Annotated in this window: 17 protein-coding genes; 11 read left to right on the plus strand and 6 right to left on the minus strand. The window is 59.1% G+C overall.

Going from position 1 to position 15,381, the window contains the following annotated elements:
• The first annotated feature begins 67 nt into the window (after positions 1–67).
• Positions 68–1,411, plus strand: coding sequence for an ATP-binding protein (locus HMPREF2541_RS08550; RefSeq protein WP_023887319.1), 1,344 nt, complete (start codon positions 68–70; stop codon positions 1,409–1,411).
• A 256-nt stretch (positions 1,412–1,667) separates the two neighbouring features.
• On the opposite strand, the gene HMPREF2541_RS08555 is transcribed toward HMPREF2541_RS08550, so the two are convergent.
• The 5 genes from HMPREF2541_RS08555 to HMPREF2541_RS08575 all read right to left on the minus strand — a co-directional run bounded on the left by HMPREF2541_RS08555 (position 1,668) and on the right by HMPREF2541_RS08575 (position 4,325).
• Positions 1,668–2,156: a YbjQ family protein gene (locus tag HMPREF2541_RS08555; protein ID WP_070543113.1), complete on the minus strand. Its 489-nt coding sequence runs from the start codon at positions 2,154–2,156 to the stop codon at positions 1,668–1,670.
• Positions 2,157–2,166: 10 nt separating this feature from the next.
• Entirely contained in the window at positions 2,167–2,484 is a 318-nt protein-coding gene (locus tag HMPREF2541_RS08560; RefSeq protein WP_234404255.1) for a YbjQ family protein, read from the minus strand.
• Positions 2,485–2,705: 221 nt separating this feature from the next.
• On the minus strand, positions 2,706–3,599 hold the full coding sequence (locus tag HMPREF2541_RS08565; protein WP_070543116.1) for a LysR family transcriptional regulator: 894 nt from the start codon (positions 3,597–3,599) through the stop codon (positions 2,706–2,708).
• Positions 3,600–3,605: 6 nt separating this feature from the next.
• Complete coding sequence (locus HMPREF2541_RS08570) at positions 3,606–3,908, minus strand: hypothetical protein (protein ID WP_070543119.1); 303 nt, start codon at positions 3,906–3,908, stop codon at positions 3,606–3,608.
• Positions 3,909–3,911: 3 nt separating this feature from the next.
• Complete coding sequence (locus HMPREF2541_RS08575) at positions 3,912–4,325, minus strand: DUF2251 domain-containing protein (RefSeq protein ID WP_070543121.1); 414 nt, start codon at positions 4,323–4,325, stop codon at positions 3,912–3,914.
• Positions 4,326–4,448: 123 nt separating this feature from the next.
• Here HMPREF2541_RS08575 and HMPREF2541_RS08580 point away from each other — a divergent pair, with 123 nt between their 5' ends.
• The gene (locus HMPREF2541_RS08580) at positions 4,449–5,108 is read left to right on the plus strand and encodes an NAD(P)-dependent oxidoreductase (protein WP_070543123.1); all 660 of its coding nucleotides are present in this window, start codon (positions 4,449–4,451) and stop codon (positions 5,106–5,108) included.
• 128 nt (positions 5,109–5,236) lie between these two features.
• Here the strand turns inward: HMPREF2541_RS08580 and HMPREF2541_RS08585 are convergent, their stop codons facing one another.
• Positions 5,237–6,019, minus strand: a complete 783-nt coding sequence (locus tag HMPREF2541_RS08585; protein WP_070543126.1) for a polyamine aminopropyltransferase — start codon at positions 6,017–6,019, stop codon at positions 5,237–5,239.
• A gap of 382 nt (positions 6,020–6,401) precedes the next feature.
• Between HMPREF2541_RS08585 and HMPREF2541_RS08590 the strand changes: the two genes are divergently transcribed.
• The 9 genes from HMPREF2541_RS08590 (at position 6,402) to ubiD (ending at position 15,309) form a co-directional block, all read left to right on the plus strand.
• On the plus strand, positions 6,402–7,157 hold the full coding sequence (locus HMPREF2541_RS08590) for an SDR family oxidoreductase (RefSeq protein ID WP_070543129.1): 756 nt from the start codon (positions 6,402–6,404) through the stop codon (positions 7,155–7,157).
• 15 nt (positions 7,158–7,172) lie between these two features.
• Entirely contained in the window at positions 7,173–7,661 is a 489-nt protein-coding gene (locus tag HMPREF2541_RS08595) for a Fur family transcriptional regulator (RefSeq protein WP_070543131.1), read from the plus strand.
• On the plus strand, positions 7,649–8,578 hold the full coding sequence (locus HMPREF2541_RS08600; RefSeq protein ID WP_070543134.1) for a CobW family GTP-binding protein: 930 nt from the start codon (positions 7,649–7,651) through the stop codon (positions 8,576–8,578). The genes HMPREF2541_RS08595 and HMPREF2541_RS08600 overlap by 13 nt, the downstream gene beginning before the upstream one ends.
• A 184-nt stretch (positions 8,579–8,762) precedes the next feature.
• Positions 8,763–9,389 carry an HI_0552 family protein gene (locus HMPREF2541_RS08605; RefSeq protein WP_070543137.1) on the plus strand — a complete coding sequence of 209 codons (627 nt, stop codon included), beginning with the start codon at positions 8,763–8,765 and terminating at the stop codon, positions 9,387–9,389.
• A 113-nt stretch (positions 9,390–9,502) separates the two neighbouring features.
• The gene (locus HMPREF2541_RS08610) at positions 9,503–10,270 is read left to right on the plus strand and encodes a sulfite exporter TauE/SafE family protein (RefSeq protein ID WP_070543138.1); all 768 of its coding nucleotides are present in this window, start codon (positions 9,503–9,505) and stop codon (positions 10,268–10,270) included.
• 175 nt (positions 10,271–10,445) lie between these two features.
• Positions 10,446–11,624 carry an O-succinylhomoserine sulfhydrylase gene (metZ, locus tag HMPREF2541_RS08615; protein ID WP_064087809.1) on the plus strand — a complete coding sequence of 393 codons (1,179 nt, stop codon included), beginning with the start codon at positions 10,446–10,448 and terminating at the stop codon, positions 11,622–11,624.
• A gap of 366 nt (positions 11,625–11,990) precedes the next feature.
• On the plus strand, positions 11,991–13,124 hold the full coding sequence (gene zapE, locus HMPREF2541_RS08620; protein WP_064086272.1) for a cell division protein ZapE: 1,134 nt from the start codon (positions 11,991–11,993) through the stop codon (positions 13,122–13,124).
• Positions 13,125–13,193: 69 nt separating this feature from the next.
• The gene (gene pth, locus HMPREF2541_RS08625; RefSeq protein ID WP_003823982.1) at positions 13,194–13,766 is read left to right on the plus strand and encodes an aminoacyl-tRNA hydrolase; all 573 of its coding nucleotides are present in this window, start codon (positions 13,194–13,196) and stop codon (positions 13,764–13,766) included.
• Between the two features lie 64 nt (positions 13,767–13,830).
• Positions 13,831–15,309: a 4-hydroxy-3-polyprenylbenzoate decarboxylase gene (gene ubiD / locus HMPREF2541_RS08630; RefSeq protein WP_064103269.1), complete on the plus strand. Its 1,479-nt coding sequence runs from the start codon at positions 13,831–13,833 to the stop codon at positions 15,307–15,309.
• Positions 15,310–15,381: the final 72 nt, after the last annotated feature.

Consider the following 15,381-nt stretch of genomic DNA (forward strand, 5'->3'; position numbering starts at 1 on the left):
ACGCTGTACTGGTTTTTGTTAATTCACTATAAAATCCAAGCTGCAGCCCACACCCAACCGACACTCCATGAACCTCCCCATCCCCTTCCGCCACTCCATCCAGCTGCGCCTGGCCGCCGCGCTCAGTGCTGCCCTGCTGCTCGCCGCTCTGCTGGCCGGCGGCTTTGCCTTTTACGACAGCTACCGCAGCACCAACAAACTGCAAGACGACCTCCTGCGCCAAATCGCCGCCCACATAGACCCCAACAGGCTACCTGAAAACACCAAAAGCCAGCGCGACGCCCACATCCGCATCCAAACCCCCGCCGGCGACCGTGCTAGAGCCCACGATGACGATGACGACGATGATGACGACCACATCACCCTCCCCGCCAACCTGCCCGAAGGCCTGCACACCTTCCGAGAGCCCGATGGCAATGACACCTACCGCGCCTACATCCGCCACACCCCCCAGGGGCCCGTTGCCGTGCTCCAAGAAAACGACTTCCGCGAAGACATGGCCGAACACGCCGCCTGGAACAGCGCCATGCCGCTCATCCTGCTCGCCCCCCTCAGCATCCTGCTCACCATCTTCATCGTCCGCCGCACCATGCAGCCCGTGCACCGCCTTTCCCAAAGCATCGAAGCGCGCCGCAGCAGCGACCTCGCCCCGCTGAGCACCGAAAACATCCCCAATGAAATCCGCGGCTTCATCCAAGCCATCAACCGCCTGCTTGAGCGCACCCACCAAGCCATGCAGCAGCAACAGCGCTTCATCGCTGATGCCGCCCACGAACTGCGCAGCCCCATGACCGCCCTCTCCCTGCAAGCCGAACGCCTGGCCGCCAACAGCCTGCCCGAACCCGCTGCCGGCCAGCTCGCCAGCCTCCTGCAAGGTATCCACCGCAACCGCCGCCTGCTCGAGCAACTCCTCTCCCTCTCCCGCGCCCAAGCCCCCGAAGCCCAGCGCCCCCAAGAGCGCCTGTCCAGCCAAGACCTCTTCCGCAGCGTAATCGAAGACCTCCTGCCCCTGGCTGAAGCCAAAGAGCAAGACCTCGGCGTATCCAGCCCCGCCAACCCCGTCTTCCACGCCAACGAAGCCGACCTCTACACCCTTGTCAAAACCCTGGCCGACAACGCCATCCGCTACACTCCACCCGGCAGCCAAATCGACTTGAGTGCCGAAGAAACACCCAGCCATATCATCTTCCGCATCGAAGACAACGGCCCCGGCATCCCACCCGCCGAACGCAGCCGCGTGTTCGACCCCTTCTACCGAATCCTCGGCAGCGGCCAGGAAGGCACCGGCCTCGGCCTCTCCATCGCCCGCACCATCGCCGAACGCCACGGCGGCCGCATCGAACTGGCCCAAAGCCCACACCACCCCAGCGGCCTGCTCGTGAGCGTGTATCTGAGCAAACAATATTTGTAGCGTTTTTCAGGTAGCCTTGTTCATTAAAGGCTACCTGAAAAACGATAATTGCCGGATTTTTGCAGAATAGGCGTTTATGCCCACGCAGTTTTTAACTTCGTTGAAGCGGTGCTTTCAGGTAGCCTGAACGAGAGTATGTGGGCATAACTACCCACCCGATGCTGGCTGTAATTCGGTTTAGCCAAAAATACAAGGCCGTCTGAAAAACTCAGACGGCCTTTTGTTCTTGGCATCAATTATGTAGAGACTGAACCGGCTAAGACAGCACTCCTGCCGTGCCATAAGCCAAAACTTCAACCGTACCTACCACACCGCCTTGTTGCGGTTGATAGATGTTGTCCAAAGAGGCCGTTTCCAATTTGAAGTTCAACACGGCATTTGCCCCTTTCGCTGCAGCCTGTTCTTTTAGGCGCAGTACGGCTTCGCGCCGCGCACGGTCGAGCAAGGTTTCGTAGCTGCGGATATTGCCGCCGAAAAAATTGCGAAACGCTGCCAGCATACGGCGGAAATAATCACTGGAAACCACAACTCCCGCATAAACCAATTCCCCGCCGCTGAAATCCTGCGGCGGTTTTTTAACGGCAATGACCATGATATGCCGCAGCGCAGCTTCCCGCGCCTCTATATCGGCATAATGCTTCCGCTCAATATGGCGGCCGGGGAAATAGGTGATCAGCAGCAGCCAAATCGGCCACAGGTACACCAGCAGCAGGATAATGGAGAACCCATCGTTGTCGTTCGACATCGCAGCCCCCCTATTCCAAAACCACAGCTGTACCGTAGGCAAAGATTTCGGCAGCCCCTGCCGCTACGGATGCGGTGGAAAAACGCACATTTACCACGGCATTGGCTCCGGCCTGACGCGCCTGTTCAATCATGCGGGCAATCGCCTCATCACGGGCTTCGTTTAAAAGCTCGGTGTAGCCCTTCAGTTCACCGCCAACCAAGTTTTTCAAACCCGCCATAAAATCCCGGCCAACATGCTTGGCGCGCACGGTCGAACCCTGAACCAATCCCAAATGGCGGACGATGGTGCGGCCGGGAACGGTTTCAATATTGCTCAGTAACATCATATTTTTCCTTTTCATTACATTGATATTTTATGCAAGCTGACTTGGCAGAAACCTGCGGCAGCTCCGTTATGAACAACGGCTACACATCATATCATTTCCGCCAACGCGCAAACAATTCGGCCACCATCCTTGCTTCTTCTGTGCAGACTTCTCCGTTGAGCTGGGCAACTGCTTACCCACGCGGATCATCAATACCTCCTATCTGCACCCCAACGTATTTTTCAGGTAGCCTCCGACTCCTCCATAAAGCTCTCCTGCAAGATCCGCAACACGGCAGCGGTGCGGGCGGCTTGAACGCGGTGGGGCGTTACGGCATAGAGGGTAACGGCAGGCAGCTGCCACTCGGGCAGGAGGATTTGCAGCCGACCTTGGGCAACGGCATCACGGGTTTCGCCGGCAATAATCAGGGCAAGGCCGAGGCCGGCCTCGCACAAGTGGCGCACGGCGGCCAGCTGGTTGCACACCGTGCCGTGATCAATACTGAGCAGGTAGCGTTCGCTGCCGCGTGAGAGCTCAATGTGCGGCAGCAGGTGGTACACCCAAGGGTGGGCGGCTAAATCGGCAGGATGGGTAATGGCGGGAGCGGCTTTCAGGCAGCCCGGAGCAGCGCAAATTTGCCAGCGCCATTCAACCAACTTGCGGGCCACCAAGTCTGGCTCGTCCAAGGCGCGGTCGCCACCGCGCAGGGCGATGTCGATACTGCCTTCGCGCAGTTCGGCAACGGCTTCTCCAAAGTGCAATTCCAGACTAAGGGCGGGATGTTCGCGGCGGATGCGCCGCAAGGCGTGCTGAAAAGCGGCAGCATTCACTAAACCGGTGGGCGCGGCCAGGCGCACGCTGCCGGCAACATCGGTTTTCAGTCCGTCGAGCGCGGTGTGGGTATCTTGCACGGTGGCGAGCAGGCGGCAGCAATGCGCGGCTAGGGCTTGGCCGGCATCGGTGGGGGCCAGGCGGCGGGTGCTGCGGTGCAATAATTTCACGCCGTGTAGCTTTTCCAGCCGGCTGATGTGCTGGCTCACCGCAGACGGGGTCATACCCAAGGCTTTCGCGGCGGCGTTCATACTGCCGTGTTCGAGCACGGCGGCGAAAGCGAGCAGGGGTTTGAGATCATCCATAACAGTTTATTTAAACAAATTTTTTGTCTTCACCGCATAAGCGCTGCCTTCAAACACGCGTATTTCAAACTCAAGCTGTGTGCAGATGCTTTCCAAGGGACGGCGTTTTTTAGCACTGAGCGTGAGGCTGTCTTGCTCTGCAGCGAGCTCGACATTTTTGATATTTTCCTCCCGCATGATGCGGCGGATGATTTTGGCCAGCTCATGGCCGGTTGGGGCGTATTGCGAGAAAAAGCAGTGTTCATGGCCGCCTAAACCGGCAAACGACAGGCTGAAGCGGTTGCCGGCCTGAACAATTTGATTGTGCATGGTTTATGCGCCCAACAGTTGGTCGAGCAGCTCATCGCTCAGCAGGCGGTTGGGCTCGCACAGCCAATCACCGCTAGCCTCGGGAAAGGCGTTGCGGCAGTAGCCGGCATGGGCGGCAAAATCGAACACGGCGTGGATATAGCCGTTGATATCAAGCGCGACCAGGCCGAGGTCTTCGCTCCATAGGATGCTGATTTCGGATGGGATATGGCGGTCTGCCACGTCTTCCACGTTATAAATATGCAGCGCATCGAGGATACCTTCCTCTTGGTGCACGGCATAGAAATAGCCGGTGCCGCAATCGTCTTCAAACACCACGCCGTAGGGGCTTTGTTCGAAAAAAGATTCCAACACCAGCTCTTGGCCGGGGGTGAATTGCTCGGGCTCGCGGCCTAAATACAGGTTTTTTTGTGTCATGACGGCCTCCATTGTTTAGCTGAGCTTCATAGCGTAAACAGTTTACAGCGGATTATCAAGCGAAATGAACGCATTTAGAATGCGCTCCATCGTAATTAATCAACAAAACTTAAGGAGCTAAATATGAAATTCGCTGTAATCGGTGCAACTGGTTATGTGGGCAACGCCGTGGTGCGCGAGCTGGCCGAGCGCGGGCATGAGGTAACCGCCTTTGTGCGCAACACAGGTAAGGCGTTGGCCGCGCCAAATGTAACAGCCGTGCAGGCCGATGTGCATGCGGCCGATTTTGCCGCACAGCTCTCCGGCTTTGATGCGGTGGTGAGCGCGTTCAACCCGGGCTGGACCAATCCGAACATCGGCCGCGATTTCACCGCCGGCTACGCAGCCATCCTAGCGGCAGCCAAAGTGGCAAAAGTGCCCTATCTTTTGGCGGTGGGCGGCGCAGGCAGCCTGTTCGTGGCGCCCGGTGTGCAGCTGATTGATACGCCGGAATTCCCGAAAGAAATTTTCGACGGCGCCAACGCCGCACGCAACCTACTGCGCGACTTGCAAACCCAACACGCCGATGTGAATTGGGCGATGATTTCCCCACCCGCCCGACTCGGCGCCGACGGCGGCTTCAGTGAAGAGCGCACCGGCCAATACCGCCTGGGCGGCGATGAACTCCTGATGGCGGGCGAGATGCCGGCCGGCATCAGCGTGGCAGATTTGGCCATTGCGATTGCCGATGATGTGGAGCAGAAAGCGCATCTGCACCAACGCTTCACCGCCGCAGCCGTATAAATAATGCATACTAAAAGGCTACCTGAAAACCATATAGTTTTTCAGGTAGCCTTTATTTCATTCGATAAGTCTGGCACTCGCTGCCCGCACAAATGCTTTTCAGGTAGCCTTTGTCATAGCCGCCAGCCTCAACGCAGCCACTGCCAAGTGCTGTCCGGCGGCACGTGCGCCTGATGCAGCATGGTTTTGAAGTCCAGGCCGTATTGCTCGCTCAGCTTGGCAGCTTTTTTCTGCAGTGCCGCCAGCGGCTGGGGCGCTTGGTTTTGGAAGGCGAGCACGGCCACGTTGCCGTGGGTTTCGGCGGGCACGCACAACACGCGCTGTTCAAACACCTGCGCAAGCCGTTGCAGGAAAAGCGGATAGCGTCTGTCGCCGCTCCACCAGTTGGTGACGAAAATGCCGTTGTCGCTCAGGGCGGTGCGGCAGTCGGCAAAAAACGGCTCGGCCACCAGGGCATCGATAATCTGCACGCCGTCGAAGCCGTCCACCAGCAAAATATCCGTGCCGCCGCGCAGGGTTTTGATGTATTCCGCGCCGTCGGCCTCGATGATTTCAAATTTTTCGCCCTCAAACGGCAATTCAAACAGGCCGCGCGCCACGCTGATTACCTGCGGGTTGATTTCCACCGCCGTTTGCGCCACCTCGGGCAGGTGGGCATCGATCCAGCGCACAAACGAGCCGCCGCCCAGCCCGATTTGCGTGATGTGGCGCACGTTTTCGGCAAACAGGAGCCAGGCCATCATGGCGCGGCTGTAGGAGAGCACCAGCTCGGCGGGGTAATCCACATTCATCGAGCTTTGCACCGTTTCGCTGCCCAAATGCAGCGAGCGGATGTTGCCATGTTCGGAAATGCCCACTTCGGGCAGGGCGAAACGTGCCGAACGCAGGCGGCGGTAGGGATGACGTGCCATATCAACAAGCCTTTGGCCAAAATGCGAAAGGCGGGCATTCTAGCACGGTTTTCAGGTAGCCTTATACCGCCGCCCACCGCTATTGGGCAGAATACTGCACTCCGCCAAAGGCTACCTGAAAATATAGTGGATTAGAAATAAGAATGGGACAAGGCGGCAAACCGCAGACAGTACAGCAGTACGGCAAGGCAAACCAACGCTGTAGCGAAAGTTAAGTTGGTTTGCTCAGCCTTGCTGCCATTTTAAAGCTGCCGGCAAGCTGCCGGTGTTATACTATTGCTTTTAGCCAAAGCCGTTATTTATTCCTGCCAAGCGAGCCAATGCCGCAGGTATAGAGGAGCACCCCGGCTATATCGAGCAATCCAGCACAACGGAGGCAATCATGAGCATTTTGGTCACCGGCGCATCGGCCGGTTTCGGGCGGGCCATCTGCCGCACGCTCGCCGCAGCGGGCTACCGCGTGATCGGCGCGGCGCGGCGTGCCGACAAACTGGACGAACTGCGCGCGGAATTGGGCACCAACTTCCTGCCGCTGCAAATGGATGTGGGCGATACTGCCTCGGTAGATGCCGCGCTCAAAGGGCTACCTGAAAACTTTGCCCAGATCGACTGCCTGGTGAACAACGCCGGCCTGGCATTGGGTTTAGACCCGGCCCATCAAGCCGATTTTGCCGACTGGCAAACCATGATTCAAACCAACATCATCGGCCTCACCTACCTCACCCGCCAAGTGCTGCCCGGCATGGTGGCGCGCGGCAGTGGTTATATAATCAACCTCGGCTCGGTGGCCGGCACCTACCCCTACCCCGGCGGCAATGTGTATGGTGCCACCAAGGCCTATGTGCGCCAATTCAGCCTGAATCTGCGCGCCGATTTGGCCGGCACGGGCGTGCGCGTGAGCAACATCGAGCCCGGCCTGTGCGGCGACACCGAATTTTCCAACGTGCGCTTCAAAGGCGACGACCAACGCGCCGCTGATTTATATAAAAACGTGGACTACATCCGCCCCGAAGACATCGCCGACACCGTGCTGTGGCTCTACCAGCGCCCCGCGCACATGAACGTGAACAGCATCGAAATCATGCCGGTGGCGCAGAGCTTCAACCCGCTCGCCGTTGTGCGCCACCCCAGCCAATAATAATAGGAAGCAGCCATGACCAAGCACTCTGCACCCGACTACAAAACCGCCATCATCGCCCGCGCCCGCGAGCAAGGCCTGCAGATTACCGCCCTGCGCGAGCAGGTGTTGGATATCGTTTTGCGGCAAGAAGGCGTGATTAAGGCCTACACCGTGCTGGCGCAAATGCAGCAGCAGAGCAACGGTGTGGTGGCGCCGCCCACCGCCTACCGCGCGCTCGATTTCTGGGCCGAACACGGCGTGCTGCACAAAGTGGCCGCAGTAAACGGCTATGTTTTATGCAGCCATGCCCGCCACCATTGCGACGACCACTGCCACAGCAGCGACGAGCGGCAACACCACCATAGCGCCTTCATTTTGGTGTGCACCGAGTGCGGCAACACCGATGAGCAAACCCTCTCCCGCGAATGGCAGGCGCTGTGCGCCGGCGTGGCCGCAGGCGGGTTTAAACTAAAAGAAGAACATGTTGTTTTAACAGGAATATGCAAACAATGTCAGAAATAAAGAAAGCAAAAGTACATCTGTTTTCCGGCTTTTTGGGAACAGGCAAAACCACCGCCCTGCGCCACCTGATGGAGCAGAAAAGCCCCGATGAAAAATGGGTGATCGTGGTGAACGAATTCGGCGAAATCGGCATCGACGGCGCCGTGTTGAGCGACAACGGCATTCCCGTGGCCGAAATCGCCGGCGGCTGCCTGTGTTGCGTGGCCGGGGCGCAGATGGGCACCACCATCAACCGCATGGTGAGCGGCAACAAGCCCGACCGCATCATCATCGAAGCCAGCGGCCTGGCACACGCCGCCAGCGTAATCGACGAGCTGCGCGCCAAACCCTTCGACCAAATGCTGGATATCGGCGCCGTATTTACCCTGGTCGACCCGCGCCAATTCACCAACCCCGACTACGCCAACCAGCCGCTCTACCGCGACCAGGTGAGCGTGGCCGACGTGCTGATCGCCAACAAAACCGACGTGTGCAGCCCCGAAGAAATGGCCGCCTTCCGCAGCAAAGCCGCCCAGCTCTTCCCGCCCAAAGCCGCCGTGCTGGAAACCACCGATGCTTATTTAGACATCGCCCTGCTGGAAACCCCGGTGGTGGAAAAAAGCCGCTACCGCATCAAAGAGCTGCCCGACAACAGCATGGGCCTGCAATCGCAAGGCTACACCTTCCCCGCCGGCAGCAGCTTCGATGGCGAAAAGCTCACCAAATTCTTCAACGACCTGCCCAAACTGTGCGAAGGCCTCATCCGCGCCAAAGGCGTGTTCCAAGTGCTCGGCAGCTGGGTGTGGCTCAACTGGAGCGAAGGCCAATGGGGCGCCAACCAAGTGGCCTGGCGGCGCGACAGCCGCTTTGAAGTGATCGCCAAATCCTTCGACAGCGACGTGCTGGAACAGAGATTGCAAGCCGCGCTGGAGAAATAAAACGGAAAGGCTACCTGAAAAAGGTTTCAGGTAGCCTTTTATCGTATGTCTAATAAAACACGGATGCCCGTTCCCATTTCCCGTTCAAAAACCGATTTCAGGCAGCCCCAACATTCATTGAGGCTACCTAAAACCCCATTTTTCAGGTAGCCTTTCCACCTTTCTTGCCAGCCGCCACTCCATCATGCTCACCCCGCAAAGCTGCGACCTGTTCCAACGCCCGTTTTTCCAGTTCGCCCAAATCCGCCAATACCAGCCCGAAACCGAAGCGCAAACCAAGGCCGACTACAAAGCCGCGTGGCAAGTGTGGCGCACGTTGATTTTGCAGGTAGCCGCCGAATTGGGCGCAGGCTTTGCCCCGCCGCATATCGAACGCTGGTGCAACGGCTGGCAGGTGCGCGCCCACTTTTTCGCCTATTTCAAATATCAAACCCATGCCGATACGGCGGTCATCCTCTCGCTGCTGCTCAACCGCCGCCGGCTCACCGCCAGCCTCGAATGGCACGAATACCGCGCCGCCCGCTCCACCCTACCGCTGGCCTGCTACCAACAGGCTTTGGCCGATTTCCCGCATGCCGAATTTGCCGACTTCCAAATCTGGCATGGCAACGACAGCGAATACGCCGACTACCCCGCCATCGCCGCCGCCCCGCCCGAAGCCTTCGCCCTGCGCAGCCCGCAGGACTTCCTCTGCCTCGGCCGCCACTTGGAGCGCGACCAACTGGGGCAGGCCGACAGCACGGCCTGGCTAGTCGAAACCCTGCACCGCCTGCTGCCAGTGTACGAAGCCTGCCACAACGTGCGGCTGTGAGCGGAAGCAAGCGTTCCCCCCCGGCGGCCGTTAAGGCTACCTGAAATCTAAAAGAGACAAATAAAACGGCAGCGTCGCAACGCCGCCCTGCCCCATCATCAACGGAGAAACCCATGGAACTTCCCTTTATCCTGCTGCTCATCACCGGCTTTTTAGCCGGGCTGATGGATGCGGCCGTTGGCGGCGGCGGGCTGTTGCAGCTGCCCGCGCTGTTCGGCGTGCTGCCGCCCGCCACGCCCGTGCCCACCGTTCTGGGCACCAACAAGGCGGCTTCGTTCGCCGGCACCTTCACCGCCGCCGGCCAATTTGCCCGCCGCCTGAAGCTGCCGTGGAAAATGCTGCTGCCCGCCGGCGTGCTGGCCTTTGCCGCCTCGTTCGCCGGCGCAAAGCTGGTGGCCTATGTGCCGGTGCAATATATGAAACCGGGCATGCTGGTGATTATGGTGGCGATGTTTGTGTACACCTTCTTCCGCAAAGATTTGGGGCAAACCGAGCGCACCCACGCGCTCACGCGGGGCGAAATGCTGCTGGGCATGGCATTTGGTGCGGCCATCGGCTTTTATGACGGCCTGTTCGGCCCGGGCACGGGCAGCCTGCTGGCCTTCGTGTTCGTGCGCTTTTTTGCCTACGATTTCCTCACCGCCACCGCCTGCGCCAAGGTAATCAACCTGATGACCAACCTGGCCGCACTGAGCTTTTTCATCCCCAGCCAACATGTGCTGTGGCATTGGGCGCTGCCGCTGGCGGCAGCCAACCTAACCGGCGGCTTCTGCGGTGCAAAGCTGGCGGTGCTCGGTGGCAGCCGCTGGCTGCGTTATGGCTTTATGGCTTTGCTGTGCCTGCTGATTGGCAATTTTGCCCGCCAGCTTTGGTTATCTTAGGCAGCGGGTTTTCGGCGGCAGGCAAAAAGAGTATGCTTAAGGCCGTTTATCGCATTGTTTATTTGCTATCGTGTTTCCAACCGCACGAAAATTGCTTTTCAGGTAGCCTGATCAGGCAGAATTGAGGCTACCTGAAAACCCCATCCTCCCTATTCATTCACTTGGAAAAGACACCATGACCCAACCGCTTCATCCGCAAACCCTCGCCATCCGCGGCGCCAAAGAGCAAACCGACTACAACGAACACAACCAAGCCCTGTTCCTCACCAGCAGCTTCATGTTTGATTCCGCCGCCGACGGCGCCGATTTGTTTGCCCACAGAAAACCCGGCTTCACCTACTCGCGCACCGCCAACCCCACCGTTTCCGCCTTTGCCCGCCGCATCGCCCTGCTCGAAGGCGGCGAAGCCGGTATCGCCACCGGCACCGGCATGGCCGCCATCCAAGCCGCCCTGCTCACTTTCCTCTCCGCCGGCGACCACCTCGTCACCAGCCGCAGCCTGTTCGGCACCACCCTGGGCTTTATCCAAAACCACATCACCCGTTTCGGCATCGAAGTTACCCTCGTGCCGCAAACCGACCCCGCCGCCTGGCGCGCCGCCGTGAAGCCCAACACCAAAATGCTGTTTGTGGAAACCCCGTCCAACCCGCTCAACGAAGTTGCCGACATCGCCGCGCTGGCCGAAATCGCCCACAGCAACGGCGCCCTGCTCACTGTAGACAACTGCTTCTGCTCCCCCGCCCTGCAGCAGCCGCTCAAATTCGGCGCCGACTTGTCCGTGCAATCCGCCACCAAAGCCATCGACGGCCACGGCCGCGTGATGGGCGGCGTGGTGTGCGGCCGCGCAGAGCTGATGGAAAAAGTGGCGATGTACACCAACTCCGCCGGCCTTTTGCTCTCCCCGTTCAACGCCTGGGTGCTGCTCTCCGGCTGCGAAACCCTGCCGCTGCGGGTCGAAAAACAAAGCGCCCAGGCGCAGGCTGTGGCCGAATGGCTGGAAAAACGCAGCGAAGTGGCCAAAGTGTATTACAGCGGCCTGCCCAACCATCCTCAAGCCGCGCTTTCCGCCAAGCAGCAATCCGGCGGCGGCATCGTGGTGGCCTTCGAGCTCAAAGGCGGGCAGAGCGCCGCCTGGCAAGTGATCGACCGCGTTAAAGTCTTCTCCAAAACTGCCAACCTCGGCGACGTACGCTCCACCATCACCCACCCTTGGACTACCACCCACTGCCGCCTCGAGCCCCAAGCCAAACTCGAAGCCGGCATCCGCGAAGGCCTCATCCGCCTATCTATCGGCCTAGAAGACACCGCCGATCTGATTGCCGACTTGCAACAGGCATTGGAAAGCATCCGCTAAGCCCAACGCAGTGCAGCATACAAAAGGCTACCTGAAAACGAATAAAGATTTTCAGGTAGCCTTCAATCTGGCGGCTATCTATAGCCTGAATAATGATTTCTTCATCCCAAGCAGCGCACCGCAGCCAGCACGGCAAGTTAAGCCAACGCGATATGAAAACGAGGCATTTCAGCCATAGCCCGTCCGCTTCCCCGCCCGATCACACCTGTTCATCCCCCGCCATATCAGGCACAATAGCGCAGTTTTTCATCCATCCCGCCTCCTATAGCGGAAACACTTATTTCCATGCCGGGCAACAACCAACGGCGTAGGAAGTAAGCAGCATTTTCGATATAAAGGCTACCTGAAACCCTCCAAACACACATCATGACCACATTCACCCCGCCCCCCTTCGCCGGCCACAGCCCCCTGAGCTGGTATCAGGCCGCGTCCAAGCAGCCCGGCTTCATCCGCGATGCCGCCCAAGAAACCGCCATCCGCCGCCTCGACCAGCTCTGGCACGAGCTCAACGCCCACCGCCAACAGCGCGGCCGCCTGCTGGGCAAACTCTTCGGCAAAAAAGCCCAGCCGCCTAAAGGCCTCTATTTCTACGGCGGCGTCGGGCGCGGCAAAAGCTTCCTGATGGACGCCTTCCACGGCTGCCTGCCGCCCGGCACCGCCCGCCGCGTGCACTTCCACGCCTTCATGGCCGAAGCCCACCGCCGCATGCGCGAACACAAAAACCAAGCCAACCCCCTGCAAGCCGTGGCCCGCGACATCGCCCGCGATGCCCAAATCCTCTGCTTCGACGAATTCCACGTGAGCGACATCGCCGACGCCATGATTCTCGGCCGCCTGCTCGAAGGCCTGCTGGCCGAAGGCGTAGTGCTCGTCGCTACCTCCAACTACGAGCCGGCCGGGCTCTACCCGCAAGGCCAAAACCGCAGCAGCTTCCTGCCCACCATCGCCCTGCTCGAAAAAAGCCTCGACATCCTCAACGTGGACGGCGGCCAAGACTACCGCCAACGCAGCCTCAGCCCCGCCGACATCTTCTTCATCCCCGACGATGCCGCAAGCGAAGCCCAGCTCGCCGCCCTGTTCGAGCGCCACACCGGCCAAGCCCCCCTGCCCGGCAGCCTGCCCCTGCTCGGCCGCGAAATCCCCACCCAAGGCCAGGCCGACGGCGTATTGTGGTTCCATTTCGACGCCCTGTGCCGCGGCCCCCGCTCCCAAGCAGACTACCTCGCCCTGGCCGAAACCAGCCGCATGATTTTCGTCTCACACATCCCGCAGCTCAACGAAACCGAACGCGCCGAAGCCCGCCGCCTCACCTGGCTCATCGACGTACTCTACGACTACCGCGTCAAACTCAGCGCCAGCCTCGCCGTGCCGCCCGAACAAATCTATACCCACGGCGACTTCGCCAACGAATTCGTGCGCAGCGCCAGCCGCCTCACCGAAATGCAGTCCGAAGCCTACCTCGCCCTGCCGCACCTCACACTAGACAAAGAGGCTACCTGAAAGCGCAGCTTCAGCCACGCCAAAACAGCCCACTCTTTTTCAGGTAGCCTGAACCAACAAGGAAAACCCATGCCCATCAAACTCATCGTCGGCCTCGGCAACCCCGGCCCCGAATACGAAGACACCCGCCACAACGCCGGCTTCTGGCTGCTCGACCAACTCGCCCAGCAATGGCACAGCCATTGGCAAGACGACAGGAAATTCTTCGGCCACCTCATCCGCAGCACCCGCCCCAGCGGCGAAATCCGCCTGCTCAAGCCGCAAACCTATATGAACCTCTCCGGCCAATCCGTGCAGGCCGTTGCCTCGTTTTATAAAATCCAGCCGCAAGAAATCCTCGTCATCCACGACGAACTCGACCTCGAACCCGGCCGCATCAAATTCAAACTCGGCGGCGGCAACGGCGGCCACAACGGCCTCAAAGACATCCAAGCCCGCCTCGGCAGCCCCGACTTCTACCGCCTGCGCCTGGGCATCGGCCACCCCGGCGACCGTAACGAAGTCGTGAACTACGTGCTGAAAAAACCCCGCCGCGAAGAAAAGGAACTGATCGAAGACGCCATCGACAAATCCATCGCCACCCTGCCTGACATCCTCGCCGGCAAAATCGAAGCCGCCCAGCGGGTGTTGCACGGGAAATAGGCTATAAAGGCTACCTGAAACGCCATCCACATTTTCAGGTAGCCTTAAATTAGAAAGTAACCCAATGAAATACAAAGACCTACGCGACTTCATCGCCATGCTCGAGCAGCAGGGCAAACTCAAGCGCGTCGTGCATCCCGTTTCCCCGCATTTGGAAATGACCGAAATCGCCGACCGCGTGCTGCGTGCCGAAGGGCCGGCGTTGCTGTTTGAAAATCCGATTAAGCCCGACGGTACGCGCTACGATTATCCCGTGTTGGCGAACCTGTTCGGCACGCCCGAACGTGTGGCGATGGGCATGGGTGCGGACAGCGTGTCCAAGCTGCGCGAAATCGGGCAGACGCTGGCGTATTTGAAAGAACCCGAACCGCCCAAAGGCATTAAAGACGCGTTTTCCAAGCTGCCGCTGCTGAAAGACATTTGGAGCATGGCGCCGAACGTGGTGAAAAACGCGCCGTGTCAGGAAATCGTGTGGGAAGGTGAAAACGTTGATTTATATAAACTTCCTATTCAGCATTGCTGGCCGGAAGACGTTGCTCCGCTGGTAACATGGGGCTTGACCGTCACGCGCGGCCCGCACAAAAAACGCCAGAACCTCGGCATTTACCGCCAGCAACTCATCGGCAGAAACAAGCTGATTATGCGCTGGCTGTCGCATCGTGGCGGCGCGTTGGATTATCAGGAGTTCCGCAAACTCAATCCCGATACGCCGTATCCCGTCGCCGTCGTGCTCGGTTGCGACCCCGCCACCATTTTGGGCGCGGTAACGCCCGTTCCCGATACTTTGAGCGAATACCAGTTTGCCGGATTACTGCGCGGTTCACGGACGGAACTGGTGAAATGTATCGGCAACGATTTGCAAGTGCCTGCACGCGCTGAAATCGTGCTGGAAGGTGTCATCCATCCGAACGAAACCGCGTTGGAAGGCCCGTACGGCGACCACACGGGCTATTACAACGAGCAGGACCATTTCCCCATGTTCACGGTCGAACGCATCACCATGCGCGAAAACCCGATTTACCACTCCACCTACACGGGCAAACCGCCCGATGAACCTGCCGTTTTGGGCGTGGCGTTGAATGAAGTGTTCGTACCGCTCTTGCAAAAGCAGTTCCCCGAAATCACCGATTTCTACCTGCCGCCCGAAGGCTGTTCCTACCGCATGGCGGTGGTCAGCATGAAAAAACAGTACACCGGACACGCCAAGCGCGTGATGATGGGCTGCTGGTCGTTCCTGCGACAGTTTATGTACACCAAATTCATCATCGTGGTCGATGATGATGTGAACGTGCGCGACTGGAAAGAAGTCATCTGGGCTGTAACCACGCGCATGGACCCCGTGCGCGACACTGTGTTGGTGGAAAACACGCCCATCGACTATCTCGACTTCGCCAGCCCCGTCAGCGGACTCGGCGGCAAAATGGGCTTGGACGCAACCAACAAATGGCCGGGCGAAACCGACCGAGAATGGGGACGGGTAATCAAAAAAGACCCTGCGGTTACGGCTAAGATTGATGAGATTTGGAGGGAATTGGGGTTGTAAGGGACTGAATCTTGCCGGGCATTTGGGGACTTTTTAGGTAGACTTTGCCATGCTGAAGGATCGGCTTGGGAA

It is taken from the genome of Eikenella sp. HMSC061C02 (genome assembly GCF_001809035.1).
Taxonomy (GTDB): Bacteria; Pseudomonadota; Gammaproteobacteria; order Burkholderiales; family Neisseriaceae; genus Eikenella; species Eikenella corrodens.